Genomic DNA, 24,811 nt, shown 5'->3' with positions numbered 1-24,811 from the left:
TCCTATAGACTGCATGAAACACAGCCATCCACTTGTGTTCCACTCAACGCTACTTGTCGCAATCGCACATAATAGATACTCTTTATGCCTTTTTTCCAAGCATAAATTTGCGCACGGTTAATATCACGTGTGGTAGCAGTATCAGGAAAAAACAGCGTTAACGAAAGACCCTGATCAACATGCTGTGTAGCAGCAGCATAAGTATCAATAATTTTTTCAGGACCAATCTCATAAGCATCTTGGTAGAAATTTAAATTCGTATTATCCATATAAGGAGCGGGATAATAGACGCGTCCAATTTTTCCTTCTTTGCGAATCTCAATCTTTGCCGCAATCGGATGAATAGAAGATGTTGCATGATTAATATAGGAGATAGATCCCGTAGGTGGCACTGCTTGAAGATTACGATTATAAAGCCCGTACTTAACAACTAACTCTTTAAGTTCTTGCCAATCTTTTTGGTCCGGAATCACAATTTTGTTACGCGCAAAAAGCTCTTGCACAAGCGGAAATTGTGGTTTCCATTCTTTCTCAATATATTTTGCAAAAAAACTGCCATCTGCATAAGTTGACTTTTCAAACCCTGCAAACATTTTTTGACGCTCACGTGCAATCAAATTGGAAGCACGTATTGCGTGATATGTCACAGTATAAAAATAAATATTGGTGAAATCAATCGCTTCTGGAGACCCGTAATAAATCTGTTCACGCGCTAAAAAACCATGCAAATTCATTTGTCCCAAACCAATTGCATGACTTTCAGCATTGCCCTTCGCAATAGAAGGTACACAAGCAATATCGCTCATATCGGAAACAGCTGTGAGAGCACGGACAGCAGATTCCACTGTTCGCCCAAAATCATCACTTTCCATTGCTTTTGCAATATTCATTGAACCAAGATTACAAGATATATCACTTCCAACAGTGCGATACGTTAAATCCGTTTCCAGTTCACTTGCTTCACTCACCTGTAAAATTTCTGAACATAAATTACTCATAACAATACGTCCAGCTATCGGATTGGCGCGGTTAGCAGTATCCTCAAACAAAATATATGGATAACCTGACTCAAATTGAATTTCTGCTAATGTTTGGAAAAAGACACGCGCACTTATTTTCTTTTTACGAATCTCTGCATTATCAACAAAAGACCGATAGTGCTCCGTCAAAGAAATATCGCTAAAAGATTGGCCTGTGACGCGTTCAATATCATAAGGTGAAAATAGATACATATCTTCATTATTACGCGCAAGCTCAAAAGTAATATCTGGAATAACTACACCAAGCGAAAGAGTTTTAATTCTGACCTTTTCATCAGCATTCTCACGCTTTGTATCTAAAAATTTCATAATATCTAAATGGTGTGCATGCAAATAAACAGCACCCGCACCCTGTCGTGCACCAAGTTGATTGGCGTAAGAAAAGGAATCTTCCAAAAGTTTCATCACAGGCAAAATACCTGAAGATTGATTTTTTATTTTCTTGATCGGTGCCCCTGCTTCTCGCAAATTCGTTAAACACAGCGCCACACCTCCACCGCGTTTCGAAAGCTGTAAAGCTGAATTTATCGAACGACCTATCGATTCCATACTATCTTCAACACGCAGCAAGAAACACGACACCAATTCGCCGCGCTGCTTTTTTCCTGCATTCAAAAATGTCGGTGTTGCAGGTTGAAACCGCCCTGTAATAATTTCATCCACAAGATTCTCAGCAAAAGCCTTATTGCCTTGCGCCAAATATAAAGCCACAAGACAAACACGGTCTTCATAACGCTCCAGATAGCGCTCCCCATCAAAAGTTTTTAGTGTATAACTTGTATAATACTTAAAAGCGCCCAAAAAAGTAGGAAAGCGAAACTTAAATGCGTAAGCGCGTTTAAAAAGTTTTTTGATAAAAGAGAAGTCGTAAAGCTCAAACAAAGATTTTTCATAATAGCCTTCTTCTATCAAGTAATCTATTTTTTCCTTGAGATTATGAAAAAAAACTGTGTTTTGATTAACATGCTGGAGAAAATACTGCCGTGCAGCAAGTCTATCCATATCAAACTGAATATGACCATTGTCGTCATAAAGATTAAGCATCGCATTTAATGCATGATAATCAATAACTTTATCGATATCATGCTTAAAAGAGATAGCTTCTAAAGAGGTAGCTTCTTTTTCTCCCAGTTCCAAAATATCTACCCCTTTTATTTCAGTACTACAAAGTATACAAAGTATATTTCGTAGATATTGTTAATCGTAATTTTGTCAATATTATAATTATAGTGGACTATATATTCTTCCTCTGCTAGATTCAAGATGTTTAGTTTTGCTATCGTTTAATGTAGACAAAATTACGATTTAATTTTTAGTTACGACATATAATGCTGAAATTTATTTTTTAATCTCTCTAGAATTCTTTTAACTTTTTTTGCACATAAGTAACATCTTCATCTGTCCCACGTAATTCAAAACGGTAGAGGCAAGGTACACGGCATTTTTCAGAAACGATCTTACCAGCTAAACCATAATTGCGACCAAAATTACGATTTCCACCACTGATGACACCGCGAATTAATTTGCGATTTTCTACTTCATTGAGAAAATGAATAACTGCTTTCGGCACAGCCATTCTCCCTTCACCATCTGCATATGTAGGGACAGCCAATACATAAGGCTCGTGAACTAATACAGATGGCTTTTTTTTATCAATCTTAAAAAGTCGTTGGCCAATCCGAGAGACAAAATGCTCAGTATTCCCTGTTGCATTCGAATAATAAACAATAAGCCCCATTAATCATAAACCTCATTAACCACAAAGACCATTAATCATATCTGGTCTAAATCCTGACCAATGATTTTCACCGCAAACAACCACTGGAACCTGACGATACCCAAGAGATTGAATAAAACTATATGCCTGTTCATCACGGGAAATATCAACAACACGATACTCAATGCCTTTAGCATCAAAGGCACGGTAAGTTGCATTACATTGAACACAAAACGGCTTGCTATAAATAATAACCGACATCTCTTCAACTTTCACAATTCTAAAAGCCCCTTAAAAGAATTAATATTAACAATTTCGTAGAATCAAAAATAACAAAAACCAGCACTTCTACATAAACGCATGTAGCTACAACATATGTAGCCATACCCTAATTTGAATAACATATAGCATTCTAAACTATAACTTAAATGCCCATACCCTTACGTCAATAATTTAAAAATTATGATGAGAATACATGATTACCCTACAACTTAAATAATAAACTCTTCCCTCAATTATAAAATAATCGCTTGCTTGCATTATACTTCCCTCCTTCTACCCTTTTAAAAATCAACAATGTAGTACACCAGCGCCCCAAGCCGCCATTCCCACACATCTTTATTTGCTTTTTTATGATACAAATTAACTGACTAACAAAGCTTCCCTTTAAAAGATACTTCAGTAGAAATATTACTTTACTCTTCAAAACTCTTCAAAAAAATATTTAAATATAAAAAAATACACTATTATTCTTTTTTGTACTTAATAAAATTGGCTATTTTAAATTAGAATCGCCAATAATTCTATAGCGCCACATCATCAAGAAGCATTCAATCACAGCTTTTTAATTTTTCATGACCCACTACTGAAAATTTTTACTCCACTCATTCCCAAAATATATGTAATTATATAACATTTTATTGACATATGTAATTATATAACTGTAATTATATAACATGGCTATCTCGGACAAAATAATGAAAATGGTATAGGTTATGGGTCTGCTTCTTGATGGTATAACATTAGGGTACATAAACAGGGTGATAATACAGAACTTTTCCGCACAGCTGATAGCTGGCTCGTTAGTTGCAATCACGGGTGACAACGGTTCTGGAAAATCTACACTACTTAAAGCCATTGCTGGTTTAATTAAACCCATGAGCGGTAAAATTACAAAATCAAAAAAAAGTCGTATTGCTTATCTTTCTCAACAGTGCGACATCGACAGAACATTTCCAATTGATGTAGAAACACTTATAAAAACAGGACTGTGGTCTTTTTGCGGATTGTGGAAAAAACAGCGTCCTTATCAACATAAAATTCAGAATGCACTTGAAATGGTTGGACTCACAGCACTCGCAACCAGATCGCTTGATGCGCTATCAAGTGGCCAATTACAACGTGCCCTTTTCGCACGTATCATTGTACAAGATGCCGATATTATCTTACTTGATGAACCTTTCAATGGTGTAGATCGTAATACTCAAAAAGACCTTCTTGCACTGATTACTTATTGGCAACAACAAGGCCGAACAATTCTTACAGCACTCCATGACCCCCTCATTGTGCAAGAACATTTTCCTCACATGATTCAAATTAACAAACAAAATGCTTTTTATGGAAAAACAGCACAATTTTTCATCAACAGCACTCATCACGTTATGTTACCTCTCATACCCAACTCTTTCCATGGCAATCCACTAAAACAACGCCCTCCCGTCAATGATTCTCACTACACTGGATTGTAATACGTGTACGCATTTTTTCTTGCACCTTTTATTGACTTCCATTTTATGCAAAACGCCCTGATCGGTGCGATTCTTTTATCCATCAGCGCCTGTCCCATTGGGGTATTTTTGATGTTACGTGGAATGAGTTTAACAGGAGATGCTATATCTCACGCCATACTCCCTGGTGTTGCCGCAGCTTTTCTTTTTTGTGGCTTCTCTCTCATATCTATGACACTTGGTGGAATTTTAGCTGGTATTATCGTTGCAGTAGCAACTGCCTTGATTTCACGAAATAGCATTCAAAAAGAAGATGCATCAATGACAGTCTTTTATCTTATTGCACTCGCAACAGGCGTCATTATTGTTTCACTAAAAGATTCAACGATTGATCTTCTCCATCTCTTATTTGGTTCAGTGCTTGCTATTAATACACAGACTCTCCACCTCATCACCACTATAATGCTGATCACGGTGTGCAGCCTCTGCATTTTTTGGCGCGCTCTTGTAATAGAAAGTTTTGACCCCTTATTTTTTAAATCACTCTCTCCATTAAGCAAATATGTTCATATATCGTTGCTTGGACTTGTGGTGTTAAATCTGGTTGGTGGTTTCCAGTCACTTGGAACATTACTCTCTGTCGGCATTATGATGATCCCCGCTATTACAGCCCGTTTTTGGCTTTCGCGCTTAGGTCCTATTTGCATACTTTCCATCTTTTTGGGAATCATCGCTAGCACATGTGGCCTACTACTTTCTTTTCATCTATCACTTCCTTCTGGTCCTGCTATCATTATCGCCGCAGGATTTATTTATCTTCTTTCCTGCCTCATAAGTCCGCGCGGTTTTATTGTAGCATGGTTCCCTCGCCTTATTTTATACTTCCCCCTCACCTTAAGGAGATAATGTGTCTAAATTTGTTCAACAAGTTGTTTTGCTAGGAATTCTCTTTTTGTTTTCCTCTTTTTCACCTTCTGCTTCTGCGCATAATAAAATTAGGGTTGTCGCGAGCTTTTCTATTCTTGCAGACTTAATAAAGAATGTAGGAGGCGACCATATTTCTATAACCACTTTTGTCGGGCCCAACGCGAATACTCACATTTATAACCCTACACCCCGTGACGCCAAAGCTCTTAAAAATGCTCATATCATTTTTATCAACGGTCTTCATTTAGAAGGTTTCATTGATCGGCTTATCACTGCAAGCGATACAAACGCACTTCTTGTCGAAGTTAGCGCCAATATCCCCCTCCTCAAAATCAAAAATCAAGAACATGACGTTGAACAAAATAGCCATAACAGCAACATTGATCCACATGCTTGGCAAACTATCCCTAATGTCGAAACTTATGTCAAAAACATCGCCATAGCTTTCTGTAAAGTCGATCAACCATCCTGTGCAAGCTACAGAAAAAATGCTGATGCTTACATCCAAAAGCTTCATGAGGTACAAACAATTATTACAACACAAATTGCTACCATTCCAAGAGATAAGCGTATTATTATCACTTCCCATGACGCTTTCGGTTATTTTGCTCAAGAATATGGTTTTACCATCCTTGCTCCTCAAAGTGCTTCAACAGAAGCTGAAGCTACTGCCGCTGATGTAGCAAAACTTATCAAACAAATTAAAACGAATAAAGCAACTGCACTCTTCGTTGAAAATATCTCCAATCCTCGTCTCATAGAACAAATTTCGCAAGAAACAGGTTTAAAAATTGGTGGCACACTGTATTCCGATGCCTTGTCAAATAAAAATGGTCCCGCTGCAACTTATCTCGACATGATGAAACATAATGTTGATACCATTATCGGCGCGATCACAAAACGCTAAGACATAAAATTATTTAAATACAATCAAACAATTTTCTTCAAAAATATCGTCAAGAAATTACAAAGTAAGTAGTGCAAAAGCTAAACAGCAATCACATCAGCTGCAAAACATTTACTGTTTATATCTTTGATTTCTCTTACTAATTTTCCCATTTTTAAATCATTTTTGTTCTTTCATCAAATAACTAAAACGGTTTCGTTAACATACGATAGTAATCACAAAGGAAAAACTAACAAATTTAAACGAATTCGTTTGACCTTTTGCTGGTTCCTGTTTAAATGAACCTACATATTTTTAGAACAGAACCTTCATGGCATGTTCATATGTAATATGTAATCTAGGGGAAATCTGTATTCCATAACTTCAAAAAGGGTGAACTATGGGTCGTCTTTATTTTTCCATAGCAGTATTTACGATCGCTACTACCGTAGCGACTGTGGGTTTTGCGCAAACGAAAATCAGCTTTTGGCATTCTATGAGTGGTGAGCTAGGAAAACAGACAGAAGAGTTTATTAAAGATTTTAATGCGAGCCAATCTGAATACGAAGTTGTTTCTTCGTTTCGTGGTGAATATGAAGAAGGTATGATTTCACTCATTGCGGCATTTCGCGGAAAACAACAACCCGTTCTCGCCCAAATCTACGAAGTTGGTACTGGAACTATGATGGCTGCAAAAGGTGCGGTTTATCCAGTTCATCAACTTATGACCGATACAAAACAAGAATTCGATCCTACAGATTATTTGCCTGCTATCAGCAGCTATTACTCCGATTCTCATGGGCGCATGCTATCTCTGCCATTTAATGCTTCAACGCCAATACTTTATTACAACAAAGATATCTTTAAAAAAGCAGGTCTTGACCCAGAACAACCGCCTAAAACATGGCAAGATATTGAAAATTTCTCAAAAAAAATTCTTGATGCTAAAGCAGCAAGCTGTGGTTTTACAATGGCTTATGCTGCCCAATGGGTTGGTATAGAAAATTTTTCAGCTTTGCATAATATTCCCTTTGGAACGAAAGAAAATGGTTTTAGCGGACTTGATTCAGAGCTCACGTTTAATGGGCCTTTACAAGTGCGTATGTGGACCGATCTTAAAAAGTGGTCTGATCAAGGTATTTTTCGCTATGGTGGCCCTTCTGGCGCATTAGATGCAACACCAATGTTTATGGCACAAAATTGCGCAATTTTTATACAATCTTCAGGTTCGCGCTCTGGGATTGTTTCCGAAGCTCAATTTAATGTTGGATTTGGTATGCTGCCTTATTATGATATAGGAGGCGCTCCACAAAATTCAATTATTGGTGGTGCTTCCATTTGGGTATTGAAAGGTCATACTTCAAAAGAATATGCGGGAGCAGCTGCTTTCCTTAAATTCCTTTCAAAAGCAGATAATCAAGCAAAATGGCATCAAAAGACAGGTTATCTTCCAATTACAAAGGCTGCTTATGAATTAAGCAAAGAACAACATTTTTACGATCAAAATCTGGGCGCAGATATAGCCATCAAACAGATTAATCTCAATCCACCAACAGTTAACTCAAAAGGAATAAGGTTTGGTAATTTACCACAAATTCGTTCTATTCTTGATCAAGAATTGGAAGCTGTTCTCAGCGGCTCTAAGCTACCAAAGAGTGGGTTAGACACAGCTGTTGAACGTGGTAATAAAATTCTCCGTGAATTCGAAAAAGCCAATCATTAAAATTTAATGATTGCCGTTAAAAATTAAAAAACCCAGCCTAAAAATTGGGTTTTTCTAATTCTTTTATCGCTAATTTGCTAATATGTCTCATTAAAGAACCCAAAAAATGCAAGAAAAATATGCATATTTTAAAAATAGCCGACTTCCTTATTGGCTACTCTTCCCTCAACTTACAGTAACTTTTCTGTTTTTTCTTCTGCCTGCTGCTCAAACAATAAAGCTTTCTTTTGTACGTGAGGATCCTTTTGGATTTACGACAACATTTATTGGCTTTGAAAATTATATAACGATCTTCTCTGATCCTATTTATATAAAATCATTGCTCACGACCGCGATATTCTCCGTCTCTGTTACTATTGTTGCAATGACAATATCACTTCTTTTAGCTGCTTCTGTTGATCGTGTTATCCATGCAAAAAAGGCTTATACGATGCTTTTGCTCTGGCCTTATGCAGTTGCTCCTGTATTGGCAGGTATATTGTGGTTGTTTATTTTTCATCCTACCATTGGAATTTTCCCTTTTTTTCTTGAAAAAATGGGTATTATATGGAATCATCGCATCAATGGTGTTCAAGCGATGATCCTTATTGTGATTGCTGCAAGCTGGCAGCAAATTTCTTATAATTTTCTTTTTTTTCTTGCTGCTCTTCAATCTATTCCGCGTTCTCAAATAGAGGCGGCGGCAATTGACGGTGCTGGTCCCTTTAAACGGTTTTGGACCGTGATCTTCCCGCAAATTTCCCCAACAACCTTTTTTCTTCTTATTATAAATATTCATCATGTTATGTTTGATACATTTGGTATTATCGATAACATGACCGCCGGAGGACCAGCACGTGCAACGAGCACACTCGTTTACAAAGTGTATGATGACGGCTTTAGAAATCAAATAATCGGTGGATCAGCGGCACAATCAGCCATATTAATGCTGATAGTTATCGTCTTGACATTTATCCAATTTCGCTGGATTGAACGTCGCGTACAATATTAGGAGAAGAATCATGGTTGAAAATCGTCCTATTTTAAGGTTTATGACCCATCTTATCCTGATTGCTGGTATTATCATTATTTGTTTTCCAGTTTATGTCGCTATTATTGCTTCAACCCATAGTTCAGCTTCGTTTAATACAGGAACAATTCCTCTCCTCCCTGGAAAATATGCTCTGGAAAACTATACAACAATTTTTAGTGATAAACTTGTACAGCTCGGCCTTCCGCGACTAGGACCACTTTTAATAAACTCATTTATTATGGCCTTTGGTATTAGTATTGGAAAAATTATTATTTCACTCTTCTCTGCTTATGCAATCGTCTATATGCGCTTTCCTTTCCGAAAAACTGCGTTTGCCCTTATCTTTGTTACATTAATGCTCCCTGTTGAAGTCCGTATCATCCCGACATATACTGTAGTTGCGGACTTAGGCATGATAAACACTTATAGCGGAATGATTATTCCACTCATTGCATCAGCAACTGCCACGTTTTTGTTTCGTCAGTTTTTTCTTACTGTTCCCGATGAACTTTTAGAAGCTGCACGTATTGATGGTGCAGGACCATTTAAATTTTTTAAGGATATTCTGCTACCTCTCAGCAAAAGCAATATTGCTGCTTTATTTATTATTATGTTCATTTATGGATGGGTACAATATCTCTGGCCTCTTATTGTTACAACAGACCAAGACCATCAAACCATCCTCGTTATTCTAAAGCAGCTTATTGTAGAATCACTTCAACATGATCCCCAGTGGAATATCCTTATGGCAATATCAGTCGTTGCCATGGTACCACCCGTTCTAATTGTCATCTTTATGCAGCGGCTTTTTGTCAAAGGCCTCATTGAAACGGAGAAATAACTGTGGCCACAATTCAGTTATCAAATATAAAAAAACAATATGACAATGGTATTTTGGTTATTAATGATCTTAGTTTAACCGTCGCAGATCGTGAACTTCTTGTTCTTGTTGGTCCTTCAGGATGCGGAAAATCGACCCTGCTGCGCATCATCGCTGGACTTGAACAAGTCACCTCAGGTGATCTTTACATTGACAACGAGCGTATCAATGACCGTGAGCCAGCTGATCGTGATATTGCTATGGTTTTCCAAAATTATGCACTTTATCCACACATGACGGTTCGTGGAAACTTAGAATATGGTCTCAAAAATCGGAAAACCCCAAAAGATGAAATTAAAAAGCGTGTTGCACATGCTGCAAAGCTTTTGCAAATAGAGCCATTTTTAGATCGTAAACCACGACAGTTATCAGGGGGGCAACGACAGCGTGTTGCAATGGGGCGTGTGATTGTACGCCAACCACATGTCTTTCTCTTTGATGAACCACTTTCAAACCTTGATGCGAAATTACGTGCACAAATGTGCATTGAGATTAAAGCGCTACAGCGCTCTTTAGGTACAACTAGTCTTTATGTCACTCATGATCAATTAGAAGCGATGACATTAGCTGACAGAATAGTTGTCATGAATAAAGGAAATATCGAACAAACTGGAACCCCTATGGAAATTTATGATCATCCAGCAACAACTTTTGTTGCTGAGTTCATCGGCTCTCCCCCTATGAATTTTCTGGATCGTCAAATTCTAGAACAATATTTGGGCAGTTCATTTTCTTGCAATAAAGAAACTGATCTCTTAGCATTTAGACCAGAAGCGGTTCTGTTAGGTGAATATCCAGATAAAGGGCCTGTTTTTCACACGCAAATTGAACTTATCAAGCCCATTGGAACGAGATGTCACGTTTTAACACGTTGGAATGATGATATTATCTTTACCGTTGAAACAAAAGAGCGCTTCACAGACGATTATGGACAAAGGTTAAGCTTTACCGTTGCCTATCAAAATTTTCACACTTTTAACAAAAGCACAGGAAACCGCACATAATTCATCATCGCGAAAATTTAGACCTGATAAATTTCATTCGCCAGTAACTCTCTTCATCACTTCTTTCTGCCCTTTCGTTTTATCTATATAGTGAATCTGTGTAGAATCGTTTTTATTTTTGTGAACGCAATTGTAAAGCAAGATCAGGCTGATCTGTTGTAATATAGTGCACAGGCATATCCAACCAATGTGATAAACGAGCCCTGCCGTTGATTGTCCACACACCTACCGTAAAGCCCGCATCAACCGCAGATTCTATAAAATCTTGTGAAGCAAGGGAGCCATACAAACTTAAATCACGATATCCTGATTTCTTCCATTCAGAAAAATGATGAAACATATCACCTTCAAAGTTATCAATACATGGACCAGAGGATATTCCTGCTTCAATGAAGGGACGAAGACAGGCAGGGTCAAAACTAATTGCGGAAACCCGTTCTGCTAAGTTTCGACTTTTTATCAACGCAAGTGCTTTTTGGGATAAAGTATATTCACGTTCAACCTCACCACATGTTTTGATTTCAAGATGCAGCGCAATATTGGTTGGCACTAAAAGATCAAGCAACTCTTCTAATAAAGGAGGAGATTCACTACTTCCTTTCACGCAAAGTTTTTTGCGTGTTTCATTATCAATATCGTGAATATATCCCTTTTTCCCCACCAATTGTTCCAAACGAAAATCATGAAACACAACCACTTCACCACTTTTCAGAAGATGGACATCACACTCAATTTCATCAACTCCCAATGCAACTGCATGACGAAACGCCGAAAGTGTATTCTCAGGATAGAGACTTGCTCCACCACGATGTGCAACAATTTTTTTCTCAGGCATATATTAGATTCCCTATTCTTGATGTTTTTTAGAATAATAATGGCTTACAAAATCAACTCCATATCCGCAAAAATTTAGATAAGGAATATTGCTAACTCAACCACTTTATTTGATAACGAGATGATTTGGATTTTCAATTTTTGACTCTAAGGTTATTATAAACTGCATGAGAGATATAATATAATATGTAATCAGTTGGCTTTCATCTTCATTCAAGAGCTGATTATCATGCGCAAGACTGTGGTAATTTCGTACGTTATTAAACTTTCCCATCACTTCAACGTTGAATTCCATAATACGCTCAGTCATAGAAGAATCTAAGTATTTACCGTTTTTTAATGTTTCCACATACTTTTCATAAATCACGTAAAGTGGCTTCTTCTCCTTCTTCTTACCTTTGACATCATAGACCTCAATATCATGCTTTTTACATATCTTACGGACATACCTTTCAAAATAGGTATGTAATGTATTTAACATACGATTAGATCTTCGCTCTCTAAGAGCTCCAAATATCTCATATGCAAATTCCCCAAAATCTTTACAATCAGCAATGAAATTGTAATCACTCTCATTTAGAAGGGGTAGACCAAGGAGACGATGAGAAATCATTTCGCAATCTATTCTCAATGGCAAACCACTTACGCTCGACAAATCCTGTGGTTTTGGAATACGCTTTATCAGTTCCTTAATGATAAGACCTACTGTGTTATTGTGCCCTATTTCCCAAAAAGCACGCATTCACTCCGCCTGTGAATTACCATATCTAGAGTATTCTTTTGCACTAATATCCACACCATACTGTTTGAAAAATTCTGAATAATCATAATCTGAAAAATTCAAAACGTTATTGCCACCCATCATAAATAACTTTTCAAGCTGTAAACGCTCTTCCTGAGTTAAATCAGACATACCATCCTCTCATAAATCAATAGGTTTAAAGAATAAAATTGATAATATTTTTTCTATTGGTTACACAGCACAAAGCACCATACTGATGCTTTAGACTCAAAGAAAACCATTACCATGCAATAGAAAAAAAGAGATTATTAATTATACCAAAACGTATCTAGGTACTAGGTAGCGCTACACAAAAAATGAAAAAATTCATATTTACAAGAGCTCATATGCTTTTAAATGTCATAAGATACTTGGTAAATACTCAATGTGTAATCATTCCCACTCGATGGTGCTAGGGGGTTTTGAAGTTATATCATACACAACACGGTTGATACCTTTAACCTCATTAATAATACGCGCCGCTGCCTTACTCAAAAATTCCATATTATACGGATAAAAATCAGCCGTCATACCATCTACAGACGTTACAGCACGAAGAGCACAAACAAATTCGTAAGTACGTCCATCACCCATTACACCAACGGTCTGAACAGGAAGAAGAACAGAAAACGCTTGCCAAATTTCATCATAAAGACCAGCTTTACGGATTTCATCAAGGTAAACAGCATCTGCTTCACGCAAAATTTCCAATTTTTCGCGTGTAACCGCACCTGGACAACGAATTGCGAGACCTGGACCTGGGAAAGGATGGCGACCAATAAATTGTTCAGGTAATCCTAATTCTCGCCCTAAAGAACGAACTTCATCCTTAAACAGCTCACGCAATGGCTCTACAAGTTTCATGTTCATTCGTTCTGGTAGCCCACCTACATTATGGTGGCTTTTAATTGTTACCGACTCACCAATAGCTGATACACTTTCAATAACATCTGGATAAAGCGTTCCCTGCGCTAAAAATTCTGCCCCTCCCATCTTTTGGGTTTCTTCTTCAAAAACTTCAATAAAAAGGCGACCAATCGTTTTGCGTTTTTTCTCTGGATCTGTTACCCCTTCTAGAGCATTGATAAACATATCGGCAGCATTAACATGAATAAGTTTTATGTTATAATGATCTCGAAATAATGTAAGAACTTCTTCAGCCTCATTTTTACGCATCAGTCCATGATCCACCAGAATACATGTCAGCTGATCTCCTATTGCTTCATGAAGGAGTACAGCCACAACTGATGAATCAACACCGCCTGAAAGACCGCAAATCACACGATTTTTTCCAACTTTTTTGCGAATATCGGCAATTGCGCGATCACGATAAGCAGCCATTGACCAATTGCTTTTAAGACCAGAAATTTTATGGACAAAGTTTTGCAACAGCTTTGCACCATCTGGCGTATGCACAACTTCAGGATGAAACTGCACCGCATAAAAATGGCGTTTTTCATCAGCAATAGCAGCATAAGGAGCACCTTTTGATGTCCCAATGACACGAAATCCTTCTGGCAAAGCCGTTACACGATCACCGTGACTCATCCATACTTGATAACAAGATCCTTTTTCCCAAAAACCATTAAAAAGTGCACTTTCTTCTTCTATCTCTAAAAAAGCACGCCCAAACTCACGTTCATGCCCAGCTTCAACTTTTCCTCCCAACTGAACACACATAACTTGTTCACCATAACAAATTCCAAGAACTGGAATACCAGCTTCAAAAATTTCCATAGGAGCACGCGGTGAATTATCATCAAGAGTCGAATAAGGACTCCCCGACAGAATAACAGCATCAGGCATCGTGTGCTTGATCCATTCTGAAGCCAACTGAAACGGAACAATTTCAGAATAGACACCCATTGCCCGCACTCGCCGCGCAATAAGTTGTGTAACTTGTGAACCAAAATCAATAATGAGAATAGTGCCTGAATGCGATGTACTCATAGAACCCCAATATAATTGCAAAAAATTAGTAAGTGAAATTTATTATTCAATCTTTCTCTTTTCACAAGCTACTTAGCACGAGAAAAATATTATTTTTATAAAAAAAGCATAAAAAGTAGATGAATGCTTCTATTACAAAATGGACTAATGCTTCTGTTGCAAAATAGATAAAAAAAAGCCATCTGTCTTCATTGCTGCTGGCGATAAAGTAAGCCCACAATTTGAAAAGATTGGTTGCACGGTCGCAAAACTAAAATGTCGCTGCCAAAGTTCTCGCATATTTATTGGATAAAAGTTAGGATTTTGCCGAAGAAAACGAGAAATTTGACCCTCATTTTCATCAACAAAAAGAGAACAAGTAATATAAACTAAACGTCCTTTTGGCTTAAGATAATCCAATACCTCATTCAAAATAATGCTCTGCTCTGTTTGACGCCGCTGCACTTGTTCTGGTGTTAAACGCCATTTCGCATCTGGACGACGACGCCATGTTCCCGTACCACTACATGGAGCGTCCAATAAAACAACATCCATCTGCCCTATTAATGGCTTTAATTCTTCTCTATGCGTCCTTGTCTGTACATTATGAACACCAGCCCGTCGAAGACGATCAAAAATAGGAGCTAAACGTGCTTTATCTAAATCATAAGCATAAATTTGCCCTTGGTTATTCATATCAGAAGCTAAAGCTAATGTTTTTCCACCAGCGCCAGCACAATAATCCAACACCTGCATACTTGCTTTCGCCTCGATAAGGTGAGCAACAATCTGAGACCCCAAATCTTGTATTTCAAAGTGTCCCTTTTGAAAAGCTGGCTCAACTTGAACATTAGGATGACGGCCAAATGCTTCAATCGGCGCAAATCTTAAAGCTTGCTTAAACCACGACAAAGATTGAACTTTGGTTCTTGCTAATTCTTTAAGCACCTTCTCTGGCGTTGCCTTCAAGTTATTGACGCGTAAATCTAAAGAAGGACGTGTTGCTAACGCAGCAGCCTCAATTACCCAATTGTCAGCGAATAAAGGAAGCAGATGCGCTTGACACCATTGAGGAATATCAGCACGAATATAGTCTGGTGCATCAACTAATTGCCGTTTTTGCCACAATTGACGCCGTTTAGCCTCTAATAACTGCGGAGCAAACCGATCTCCTTCTAACTCATCATCAATTTGCTCAATCGTCATTTTTCCAGTATCTAATAAAGTACCAAAAACAATATCCCGAATGTCATCACTATCCATACGCCACTGTAAAGAATAACGTCGCCTTAAGACATCATAAACGATTGTACCAATTGCTGCACGGTCACCTGCTCCAGCAAAACGATGAGAAAGCCCCCAATCTTTTAAAGCTTCACTTGCAGGACGGTGCCGAATTTCTATTTCTTTTAAAACATCTATTGCTGCCTGCAAGCGTCCACCTAATCGCATTCATTTCTCCTATTAAATTGCGAAAAATTTTAAACAATGTAAGCAAAAAAATTATCTTTTTCACTGCCAGCAGAACCTTCTCAAGATCATTCCCAATTTGCATTGAACACTAAATAATTTTGACCATACTTTTTCATAATACCCAAACTCTTCATCTAATACGCTATCCATTTACAATTTTTATCATTCTAAAACGTAATAAAATCCTATTGAGTTCTGCAATAGCAGAAATTATCAGCCATACATAAAATATCTTTTCCAGTTTGGAGCTCTATGCAAAAATTATCGAATCCTCGCTATTCCATAAACTTAAGTGTTTAATAGTTATATATAAGCAGCACTCAATATAAAATATTCAATATATTCAAAATGCTATCTTCCTGAAAAGCTAAGAAAATACATCTACCAAAACCATGGGAATTCATCTTATTCCCTAAAAAGCATAAGTTAATTTTTTACAAGCTGCTTGGAACTACTATTTAGCATAACCGTTTTCATTGTACTGGCAGCCTATGCCAGATAATTCAAAAGGAGAAAATAATGAATACTTACAATCATGGAAAAACAAGTTCCTCTAAATGCTCCCACAATACAGTGTCCTCAAACAATGGAAAAAAATCTATCCAAGGTGAGCAGACTAATACTCGCCAACGTACGCAAAAGGCAGGACGGAAAACTACAAAAAGTTAATCCTCTTTTCATATAATCCACGGAAAGAATTGGGATATTAACTTCCAATTCTTTTCCTCTGCATCCTTAGAATTTTGTATATAATTTATAAAAAGAAGAAATGGAAATTCCCATATCTTTTTCTAAAGGAGCTGTATATTATTGCAAAATGGGTCTAAACTTTTATACGTCAAACAGGTCTCCGATAGTTTGGGCTCTCCCTTGTAATAGAAACATCATGTGTATGACTTTCATGAAGTCCAGCATTAGTAATACGAACGAACGTTGCTTTTTCACGAAACTCCGCTAAGTTTTTTGCCCCAACATAACCCATTGAAGCACGCAATCCACCAGCCAACTGGTGCAGAACCGATGCTATAGGACCCTTGTACGCAACTTGCCCCTCGACACCTTCAGGAACTAATTTAAGTTCATCACGAACTTCATCTTGAAAATAGCGATCCGCTGATCCTCTCGCCATAGCACCAACTGATCCCATACCACGATATGCTTTAAAAGACCGTCCTTGATAAAGATAAACTTCACCAGGACTTTCTTCTGTTCCTGCTAAAAGAGAACCGATCATAGCAGCGCAGGCTCCACCTGCCAAAGCTTTAGCAAAATCACCTGAAGCTTTAATCCCACCATCCGCAATCACAGGAATACCTGCTTTATCAGCAATTTCTGCAGCACTCATAACAGCCGCAAGCTGGGGAACACCAACACCTGCAACAATTCGCGTTGTACAAATAGAACCAGGACCAATACCAACTTTTACTGCATCTGCACCATTATCAATTAAAGCTTGTGTTGCTTGCGGAGTCGCCACATTGCCAGCAATAACAGCTGTAGACAGTGCCATTTTTTTAATACGCTCAACCGTTTCTAGCACACGCTGAGAATGCCCATGAGCCGTATCAATTACTAGCACATCGACACCTGCGTCAATTAACCGTTCAGCTCGCTCAATCCCATCATTTCCCACACTACTTGCAGCTGCAACACGCAAGCGACCTTGAGAATCTTTAGCAGCATTTGGATTTAATTGCGCTTTTTCAATATCTTTAACTGTCACCAAACCAACACAACGATTTTGTTCATCTACAACCAATAATTTTTCAATGCGGTGATGATGTAAAAGATATTTCGCTTCATCAAGTTGAACATTTTCACGCACTGTGATCAAATTTTCATACGTCATTAATTCATGAATTTTTTGTTTTGGATCTGACGCAAAACGCACATCTCTATTCGTCAAAATGCCAACAAGCCGCCCAGCAGTTTTGCCCTCAGTACCATTTTCAACAACTGGAATACCTGAGATACCGTAAGAGCGCATCAAAGCTTTCGCTTCTTCAAGCGTTGCATCTGGTCCGATTGTCACTGGATTAACAACCATACCAGATTCAAATTTTTTTACCTGACGCACTTCTTCCGCCTGCTCCGCAGGAGACATATTACGATGAATGACACCAAGACCACCTGCTTGAGCCATAGCAATTGCCAAACGAGATTCTGTTACAGTATCCATCGCAGCAGAAAGCAACGGCAAATTTAGCTCAATATCAGCTGCTATACGCGTTTTAATATCAACTTGGCTAGGCATAATAAGAGAGTGACCTGGCTGTAAAAGCACATCATCAAAAGTCAGTGCCAATGCACCCGTCCCCGTTTCAACAATTTTTGCCATAACCAAATTCCTTTAATAACAAAATACCGCAAGTAACTCTACAATTGCGGTTTTCATAAATTGTAGATTGGCGGCGAATTATGCCATGCTACAAACAAAATGAAAAGGAAAATAAAAAAATTTGATATGTAAATTTGTAAGATTTATAATTGTGATTCAATAGGCAGCCAACTCACTATTTTTGCAAATGCGCGACGTCCAAAATTACTTTCTGGCTCATAATCAACACTATATTGCCTCTCATTTTCAATAAAGTCCCAATAAATATGGTTATTATCATCAAGGCGAAGACAATAACTCATTTCACCAGTTGTTTCCTCAGAAAAAAGCAAATCCAACATAGCTGTAATTGGAGCACATTCAAAAAGAATGCCCATTTCTGTATTTAACGCAGCCGAACGGGGATCAAAATTAAAAGATCCAATAAAAGCGGTTTTGTTATCAATTAAAAAAGCTTTTGTATGTAAGCTTGCTCTACTTGATCTAAACAACCGCAACCCATGGGTGTCTCCATCTGGCTTTAACTCATAAAGCTTAACACCACTTTTCAACAATGCCTTACGATATGGCACATAGCCACCATGCACAAGTGCTACATCAGTAGCTGCTAAAGAATTAGTAAGAATTTTGACATCAACGCCTTTTGAAACCAAATTGCTAAAGTTTTGCGTCCCTATCTTACCAGGAACAAAATAAGGTGATGTAATCTGAACAGTTTTTTTGGCATCCACAATAATCTGTGAGAGTACCTTCATAAGCCAATTTCCCGTTTTTTTGCGTAGTGCTTTTTCTGGAGGATCAGAAAGAACAACAACTTTATCTGCTAAAAATAATCGCTTTCCTGTTTGGATAAAATACTCAAAATTAACATGCTCTTTGACATAATCGAGGTAAACCTTGGCAACTTTAGAATCACGGAATTTTCGTAATTGATCCCTCCAATAGCCAAGATTGTTCGCATTTTTAGGAACAACTAAAGTATGGATCGGTAATACTACAGCGCTATTCCAAAAATCATCAAAGATAGTTTCCACTTTTTTAACCGACGGGCCGATTAACATCAAATCTAAATCTCGAAAACGTGATTTTTCACCTGCGTCAAAATAAGAATCTGCAAGATTGCGCCCTCCAACAAAAGCCACTCGACCGTCCACAATGAAAGCCTTATTATGCATTCTACGTGTTACAATGATTGCCCGCAATATAATCTCTAAACCACGGCGTAAACCACCTTTACGTGACCGTCCTGGATTAAACATTCTAACTTCAATATGAGGATGTTTATCCAACGCAATATAAGCTGGATCCCGTGCCTGAGCATTAATATCATCTAAAAGAAGACGTACTCGAACACCACGATCAGCTGCTTCCACTATTTCACTCAACAGCAAGCGACCTGTTAAATCATCATCCCAAATGTAATACATTAAATCAAGACTACGTCCAGCCTGTGCTGCTCCTATCGCACGAACACAAAACGCATCCAAATTATTGATAATGAGCGAAAGGGCATCTTTATCAACACCCAATCCATCCTTCTCCTTAGCTAATTTACTCACTATACGATCAAATTCAGTTTCATCTTTCTCAACGGTAAATGCGTAAGAACACTTCCCTCGAGCATTTTTAATAAAACGACCATATGTATAAATTGCTAACATAGACGCAACAAAAAAAAATATGATAAAATCGATAACAATCTGCAACAAAATCAAAGAAGATCAACTTTCTATTTTCAAGCCATCGCACCACCATTGATACGAACCATAATTAAAATTAAGGATTCTATCTCAAATCATACAATAAGCAAAATGCCATCCGTTTGCTTAAAAGAACATAAACACGACACCAATAGCTCTAAAACTTTAACTCGAGTATCGAAAAACATGAAAACTGTATCTCTTAAGTGCAAACTTTACTAAAATAATAAAAACTTATATAAACAAAAGAGGTAGCAATAGTTCCATTAAATAAAATTTTATACTCATTGAATTTACAAAATTATCCTCAATAATTGAGCCTTGCAATAAATGATATCCTTTTAAAAGCTTCAATTCCTCTACGCCCTTCACAGAAGCTACTATCCATTTTTGAAAATCACACTTTTTCTTTATTCATGAAGTGAAATTTGCCGTAGACTTTACTTCTGCTCTTGGCTGTTTATTGTTTTCAATTCATCTATTTTACGATAAAGTGTAGAGCGTCCAATACGAAGACGGCGAGCAGCCTCACTTATACGCCCCTTATAATGCTTAACTGCTTTCTCAATAATATCATGTTCAATGTCAGCAAAAGTACGGACATGCCCATCGGCATTCAAAAACTGTATTGATTCTTCATTATATTCTGAAACATGACTCTCAATGATATTTGGAACACTCACGACTGCATTTCCCATTAACTGCGGGAAGTCGCGAACAGTTAGCAAAGGCCCTTCACTAAGTAAAACTGCACGAAATAAAAAATTCTCAAGCTCATCCCGATTACCAGGCCAATCATATTGCATGAGCAATGAAAGAGCTGATCCTGCTAAACCATGCACATGCAATCGCCCTGTTTCAGTAATAATTCTATCAATCAAACGTTGCGTAAGCTCTGGAAAATCATCTCTTAATTCTCGCAAAGCAGGAACACTAATCGATAAGTGAGAAAGCTGTTCAAATAAACTGCGCGAAAAAAAATCTTCTTTCACCAAATCTGCAAGCCGCGATGTTGAAATAGCAATAATCCGAAAAGGAAAATTTTCGTCCTTTATAGTCTTTGCTCTCTCTTTAAGATAACGTGCAAAACGCTTTTGTTGTATGGGCTCTAGTCGATCAACATCACAAAGACAAAGTGTTCCCTTCTCAAGAGAAGTAACTAATGGTAAAAATTCTTCAACCCACTGACGATTTTCTTCTTCTGGATCAACAATAGCTGAACATTGGAAACGAATAAAAGCCCCTTCCGACAACAAACCTTCATGATGAATAATACGAGCTAATGTTTCACGACCAGTCCCCGCTTCTCCTTCAATCAAAAGATTCTGCAACGAAGCTGTCGCTCTTTTTGATTGTTCTAGAACCGTCTGCATTGCTTTACTTTTTATGCAAAGGTCAGAAAATTGTAAATGATTTTCATTCTTGCGCCGAATATAATGAATCTCACGTTCTAATGCAGAGACAGAAGCGAGCATATCTAGAGTGATTCTCAATCGTAGCGGTGTAACTGGATAAATCCAGTAATCAATAGCTCCAGCTGTTAAAGCCTTTTGGAGTAACTCTTGATTATCTTGTTGCGCTATCACAACAACAGGAATAAAAACACCAGCGACTCTAATCATTTTTATCAAGTCACTCACACTCAAATCGCTCATAACAATATCAAGAAGTGCAAGCACAATATTTTTACGTCTGTGTAAAAGATCAACCGTGCGCAGACCATTTTCTGCTTCAATAACACGGTAACCAAGGCCTCGAAGCATAGCAGAAAACTCTATACGTTTCCCGTAATCTTCGCTTGCAACAAGAATAGGACCAATCATAACTTTAATAATCTCCTTTGAGATTACCAAGCGGCTTAATGTAAGAATTGTTGTAAACCATAAGAATATATCTCACCTCTTGTGCTTCACGTACAAGCTTCATCAAGCTATTAATTAAATACAACATTAAGGCATTTTTTTCTAATTTTTTGTTTTTTCATTGATTATCATAAAATTTTTCGTATTGACTAATAGAGTAATTTAATAATGTTATAAAAGTTAAAACGCATAATAACAGAACTTAGAGTAAAACAAATGAAGCACAGCTGCCGCACTTTATGTCTTATAATCACCGCTTTGGCTTTAGTCTCGTGTGGTTTTTTGCAAGACTATGGACAAAATATATCAACTGGCATTAACGGTGAATGGGTAGATGAAAACGGTATCATTTCTTCTTTCCGTGATGGTATCTTTGAAACACGAGCAGCAGATACACGAGAAAAATTGTCAGAGGGCACCTATTATTATGTCAGTACTCAACACGTAGAAATTGAAATACATTCAATTCTTCGTGGCACAATATCCCGAGTAAATTGTGTGATATCGCATAACACAATGCAACTATTTTGCACACCAAGTGTAGGGTCACAATTTATCCTTAAACGAAAATTTTAAATAAAAGCCGAAGCTGCATAGAATATGCAGAACAGACTCAAAGGTCATGCTCTCTTCTTCTAATGCAGCTTTCCTTTCAGATATTTAAAACACTGACACAATTATTTGTTAGATATTTATTAGAGAAGCCTGCATACACGGAATATGTGAAACAATTATTTTTTCCAATAGGAACTTTAATGGCGCTGTTCTACAGTAAAATTTTTTTATTGTTGAAGCTATTTTTCTATCAAATAAAATTTTATCCGATATAGATACTCATCAACTCAAGCAGCGCCAATACGCAAAAGATCATGAAAGTGAACAATTCCTACGGGCTTTTTGTCTTCAACCACGAAAAAAGCTCCAATATGATGATCATTAATAAAAGCTGTTGCAGCACCAACAAGCATATCTGGACCAACAATTTTGGGATTTTTGGTCATCACCTCATCAACACTCAATTTCGATAAGTTCACGTGAATGTTACGTGCGATATCACCATCAGTCATAATCCCGATTAACTCACCTTTTTGATTTACGACGCCAACGCAACCAAAATGTTTTTTAACCAAAATATTCATAGCATCAACCATAGCTGTTCCCTGCACAACTAAAGGAATACTATCACCCCAATGCATAATATCACGCACATATTTAAGGCTTGCACCAAGAGAACCACCAGGATGATAAATTTTAAAATCCGTTGCAGTAAAACCACGCATTTCTAAAAGAGCAACAGCTAATGCATCTCCCATTGCCAATTGCATAACTGTTGAAGTTGTAGGAGCAAGCCCATGAGGACAAGCCTCTTCTACCTTTGGCAACAAGAGTACAATATCAGCTTGTCGTCCTAAAATAGAATGCTCACCCGCTGTCATTGCAATAAGTGGGGTACGAAAACGTGCAGCATGACTCATAATGCCACTTAATTCCAAGGTTTCGCCTGACCATGATAAAGCAAGAATAACATCATCAGACCCAATCATACCAAGGTCACCATGATTAGCTTCTGCAGCGTGTACAAAAAAAGCAGGTGTTCCTGTTGAAGCTAAGGTTGCAGCAATTTTCGTCCCTATATGACCACTCTTCCCAAGCCCCGTAATCACCACACGACCACTAGCATTCCTGATGGTTTGAACAGCAGCTTCAAAAGAGGAAGAAAGGCTTCCCAGAAGAGCTGCTTCAAGAGCTTTAAGCCCTTGTTTTTCACTTGTAATAGTTTTAAGTGCCGATATAACAGCGCTCTGTAAAACTGACATATGAGAAGAAGACTGTTGCGTCATAACCAAATCTGATAAATGAAATTAAATGGGAGACCTATATCATTTTTCAATTTTAATACCTTTAAGAAAATTCTTCAAGGAAGCAGAAACCTGCCTATGCATATCAGCGCGCGCTAAGGAAAATGCAATATTTGCTTCAATAAAACCAGCTTTAGAGCCACAATCAAAAGTGTGCCCTTCTAACTGAAAACCAAAAAAATCCTGCTCATTTGAAAGGCGTACCATCGCATCTGTTAATTGAATTTCATCCCCTGCTCCTCGCTCTTGATTAGAGAGAATATCAAAAATTTCTGGCTGCAAAATATAACGTCCATTGATGTACAGATTCGATGGTGCCGTTCCTTTTATTGGCTTCTCTACCATTTTTATGATTTCAAAACCATTTTCAATTTGTTTGCCTTTTTCAACGATCCCATATTTATGAGTCTCTCTAGGATTGCACTCTTGAACCGCAATAATATTACCCCTACCGATTTTTTCATAAAGATTAATCATTTCAGAAAGGCAACCTCTTTTCGCTTGCATCAACATATCTGGTAACAACAAAGCAAAAGGTTCTTGCCCAACTAATTCGCGTGCACACCAAAGAGCATGTCCTAACCCTAAAGGCTGCTGTTGCCGAGTAAAAGAAGTCATACCTGGTAGAGGTTGTAAAGCGTGCAAATGCTCAAGCTCTTCTTTTTTACCACGTTCAGCAAGCACTGTATATAATTCAACTTGCGCATCAAAATAATCTTCAATGACTGCTTTATTGCGTCCAGTAACAAAAATAAAATGTTCAATACCAGCTTCACGCGCCTCATCTACAACATATTGAATAACAGGCCTATCAACAATAGTCAGCATTTCTTTAGGAACTGTTTTTGTTGCAGGAAGAAAACGAGTACCAAGACCAGCTACGGGAAATACTGCTTTTCGAATTTTATGCACTCTTATCCTCCTGGTTAAACATATAATTTTTCACTTCCTACATCTTAACGAATTGTTTTAATTACTATTATAATAAACAAGAAAAGAACACAAATGAGATAATGTATGAGAAAGTATTTCTTTAAAAAAATAACCCACTTTAGTTTTTACTTATTTGCTTGAAAACATAACCAATTAAGCCAAATAAAAAAATGAAGTTATCGTATA

The 24,811-nt window shown here is 37.5% G+C and carries 21 protein-coding genes; 8 read left to right on the top strand and 13 right to left on the bottom strand.

All coding sequences use genetic code 11. From position 1 onward, the window contains the following. Window positions 1–2: 2 nt before the first annotated feature. The 3 genes from nrdE to nrdH all read right to left on the bottom strand — a co-directional run bounded on the left by nrdE (window position 3) and on the right by nrdH (window position 3,018). A complete protein-coding gene (gene nrdE, locus V5N67_RS03885; RefSeq protein ID WP_442879241.1) occupies window positions 3–2,084 on the bottom strand; it encodes a class 1b ribonucleoside-diphosphate reductase subunit alpha in 2,082 nt (693 codons plus the stop codon). A 310-nt stretch (window positions 2,085–2,394) separates the two neighbouring features. Then, window positions 2,395–2,778 carry a class Ib ribonucleoside-diphosphate reductase assembly flavoprotein NrdI gene (nrdI, locus tag V5N67_RS03880; RefSeq protein ID WP_332060593.1) on the bottom strand — a complete coding sequence of 128 codons (384 nt, stop codon included), beginning with the start codon at window positions 2,776–2,778 and terminating at the stop codon, window positions 2,395–2,397. 15 nt (window positions 2,779–2,793) lie between these two features. After that, window positions 2,794–3,018: a glutaredoxin-like protein NrdH gene (nrdH, locus tag V5N67_RS03875; protein WP_332060666.1), complete on the bottom strand. Its 225-nt coding sequence runs from the start codon at window positions 3,016–3,018 to the stop codon at window positions 2,794–2,796. Between the two features lie 734 nt (window positions 3,019–3,752). Between nrdH and V5N67_RS03870 the strand changes: the two genes are divergently transcribed. The 7 genes from V5N67_RS03870 to V5N67_RS03840 all read left to right on the top strand — a co-directional run bounded on the left by V5N67_RS03870 (window position 3,753) and on the right by V5N67_RS03840 (window position 10,916). Further along, window positions 3,753–4,505 (top strand): ABC transporter ATP-binding protein, encoded by a 753-nt coding sequence (locus V5N67_RS03870; RefSeq protein ID WP_332060592.1) that lies wholly within the window; start codon window positions 3,753–3,755, stop codon window positions 4,503–4,505. Between the two features lie 3 nt (window positions 4,506–4,508). Continuing rightward, the gene (locus V5N67_RS03865) at window positions 4,509–5,390 is read left to right on the top strand and encodes a metal ABC transporter permease (protein ID WP_332060591.1); all 882 of its coding nucleotides are present in this window, start codon (window positions 4,509–4,511) and stop codon (window positions 5,388–5,390) included. A 1-nt stretch (window position 5,391) separates the two neighbouring features. Continuing rightward, entirely contained in the window at window positions 5,392–6,318 is a 927-nt protein-coding gene (locus tag V5N67_RS03860; protein WP_332060590.1) for a metal ABC transporter solute-binding protein, Zn/Mn family, read from the top strand. A 379-nt stretch (window positions 6,319–6,697) separates the two neighbouring features. After that, window positions 6,698–8,020, top strand: coding sequence for a sn-glycerol-3-phosphate ABC transporter substrate-binding protein UgpB (gene ugpB / locus V5N67_RS03855; RefSeq protein WP_332060589.1), 1,323 nt, complete (start codon window positions 6,698–6,700; stop codon window positions 8,018–8,020). A gap of 106 nt (window positions 8,021–8,126) precedes the next feature. Continuing rightward, entirely contained in the window at window positions 8,127–9,011 is an 885-nt protein-coding gene (gene ugpA, locus V5N67_RS03850) for a sn-glycerol-3-phosphate ABC transporter permease UgpA (protein WP_332060588.1), read from the top strand. A gap of 10 nt (window positions 9,012–9,021) precedes the next feature. Then, window positions 9,022–9,873: a sn-glycerol-3-phosphate ABC transporter permease UgpE gene (ugpE, locus tag V5N67_RS03845; protein WP_332060587.1), complete on the top strand. Its 852-nt coding sequence runs from the start codon at window positions 9,022–9,024 to the stop codon at window positions 9,871–9,873. A gap of 2 nt (window positions 9,874–9,875) precedes the next feature. Continuing rightward, window positions 9,876–10,916 carry a sn-glycerol-3-phosphate import ATP-binding protein UgpC gene (locus V5N67_RS03840; protein ID WP_332060586.1) on the top strand — a complete coding sequence of 347 codons (1,041 nt, stop codon included), beginning with the start codon at window positions 9,876–9,878 and terminating at the stop codon, window positions 10,914–10,916. 112 nt (window positions 10,917–11,028) lie between these two features. Here the strand turns inward: V5N67_RS03840 and V5N67_RS03835 are convergent, their stop codons facing one another. The 8 genes from V5N67_RS03835 to V5N67_RS03800 all read right to left on the bottom strand — a co-directional run bounded on the left by V5N67_RS03835 (window position 11,029) and on the right by V5N67_RS03800 (window position 21,794). Then, window positions 11,029–11,751 carry a glycerophosphodiester phosphodiesterase gene (locus tag V5N67_RS03835; protein ID WP_332060585.1) on the bottom strand — a complete coding sequence of 241 codons (723 nt, stop codon included), beginning with the start codon at window positions 11,749–11,751 and terminating at the stop codon, window positions 11,029–11,031. Window positions 11,752–11,856: 105 nt separating this feature from the next. Beyond that, the gene (locus V5N67_RS03830) at window positions 11,857–12,492 is read right to left on the bottom strand and encodes an abortive infection family protein (RefSeq protein ID WP_332060584.1); all 636 of its coding nucleotides are present in this window, start codon (window positions 12,490–12,492) and stop codon (window positions 11,857–11,859) included. Further along, window positions 12,493–12,663: a hypothetical protein gene (locus V5N67_RS03825; RefSeq protein WP_332060583.1), complete on the bottom strand. Its 171-nt coding sequence runs from the start codon at window positions 12,661–12,663 to the stop codon at window positions 12,493–12,495. A 261-nt stretch (window positions 12,664–12,924) separates the two neighbouring features. After that, window positions 12,925–14,481: a glutamine-hydrolyzing GMP synthase gene (gene guaA, locus V5N67_RS03820; protein WP_332060582.1), complete on the bottom strand. Its 1,557-nt coding sequence runs from the start codon at window positions 14,479–14,481 to the stop codon at window positions 12,925–12,927. Between the two features lie 144 nt (window positions 14,482–14,625). Next, window positions 14,626–15,912, bottom strand: coding sequence for an RsmB/NOP family class I SAM-dependent RNA methyltransferase (locus V5N67_RS03815; protein ID WP_332060581.1), 1,287 nt, complete (start codon window positions 15,910–15,912; stop codon window positions 14,626–14,628). An 859-nt stretch (window positions 15,913–16,771) separates the two neighbouring features. After that, window positions 16,772–18,271, bottom strand: coding sequence for an IMP dehydrogenase (gene guaB, locus V5N67_RS03810; RefSeq protein WP_332060580.1), 1,500 nt, complete (start codon window positions 18,269–18,271; stop codon window positions 16,772–16,774). 143 nt (window positions 18,272–18,414) lie between these two features. Continuing rightward, window positions 18,415–19,986: a phospholipase D family protein gene (locus V5N67_RS03805; RefSeq protein WP_332060579.1), complete on the bottom strand. Its 1,572-nt coding sequence runs from the start codon at window positions 19,984–19,986 to the stop codon at window positions 18,415–18,417. 425 nt (window positions 19,987–20,411) lie between these two features. Further along, a complete protein-coding gene (locus tag V5N67_RS03800) occupies window positions 20,412–21,794 on the bottom strand; it encodes a sigma-54-dependent transcriptional regulator (RefSeq protein WP_332060578.1) in 1,383 nt (460 codons plus the stop codon). A gap of 255 nt (window positions 21,795–22,049) precedes the next feature. Between V5N67_RS03800 and omp10 the strand changes: the two genes are divergently transcribed. Next, window positions 22,050–22,409, top strand: coding sequence for an outer membrane lipoprotein Omp10 (gene omp10 / locus V5N67_RS03795; RefSeq protein WP_332060577.1), 360 nt, complete (start codon window positions 22,050–22,052; stop codon window positions 22,407–22,409). A 266-nt stretch (window positions 22,410–22,675) separates the two neighbouring features. Here the strand turns inward: omp10 and V5N67_RS03790 are convergent, their stop codons facing one another. Next, window positions 22,676–23,674 carry a KpsF/GutQ family sugar-phosphate isomerase gene (locus V5N67_RS03790; RefSeq protein ID WP_332060576.1) on the bottom strand — a complete coding sequence of 333 codons (999 nt, stop codon included), beginning with the start codon at window positions 23,672–23,674 and terminating at the stop codon, window positions 22,676–22,678. 39 nt (window positions 23,675–23,713) lie between these two features. Continuing rightward, entirely contained in the window at window positions 23,714–24,604 is an 891-nt protein-coding gene (gene galU, locus V5N67_RS03785) for a UTP--glucose-1-phosphate uridylyltransferase GalU (protein WP_332060575.1), read from the bottom strand. Window positions 24,605–24,811 lie beyond the last annotated feature (207 nt).

The sequence above is a fragment of the Bartonella rhinolophi genome (assembly GCF_036576165.1).
Lineage (GTDB): Bacteria > Pseudomonadota > Alphaproteobacteria > Rhizobiales > Rhizobiaceae > Bartonella.
This window is presented reverse-complemented; position numbering and strand designations above follow the sequence as displayed.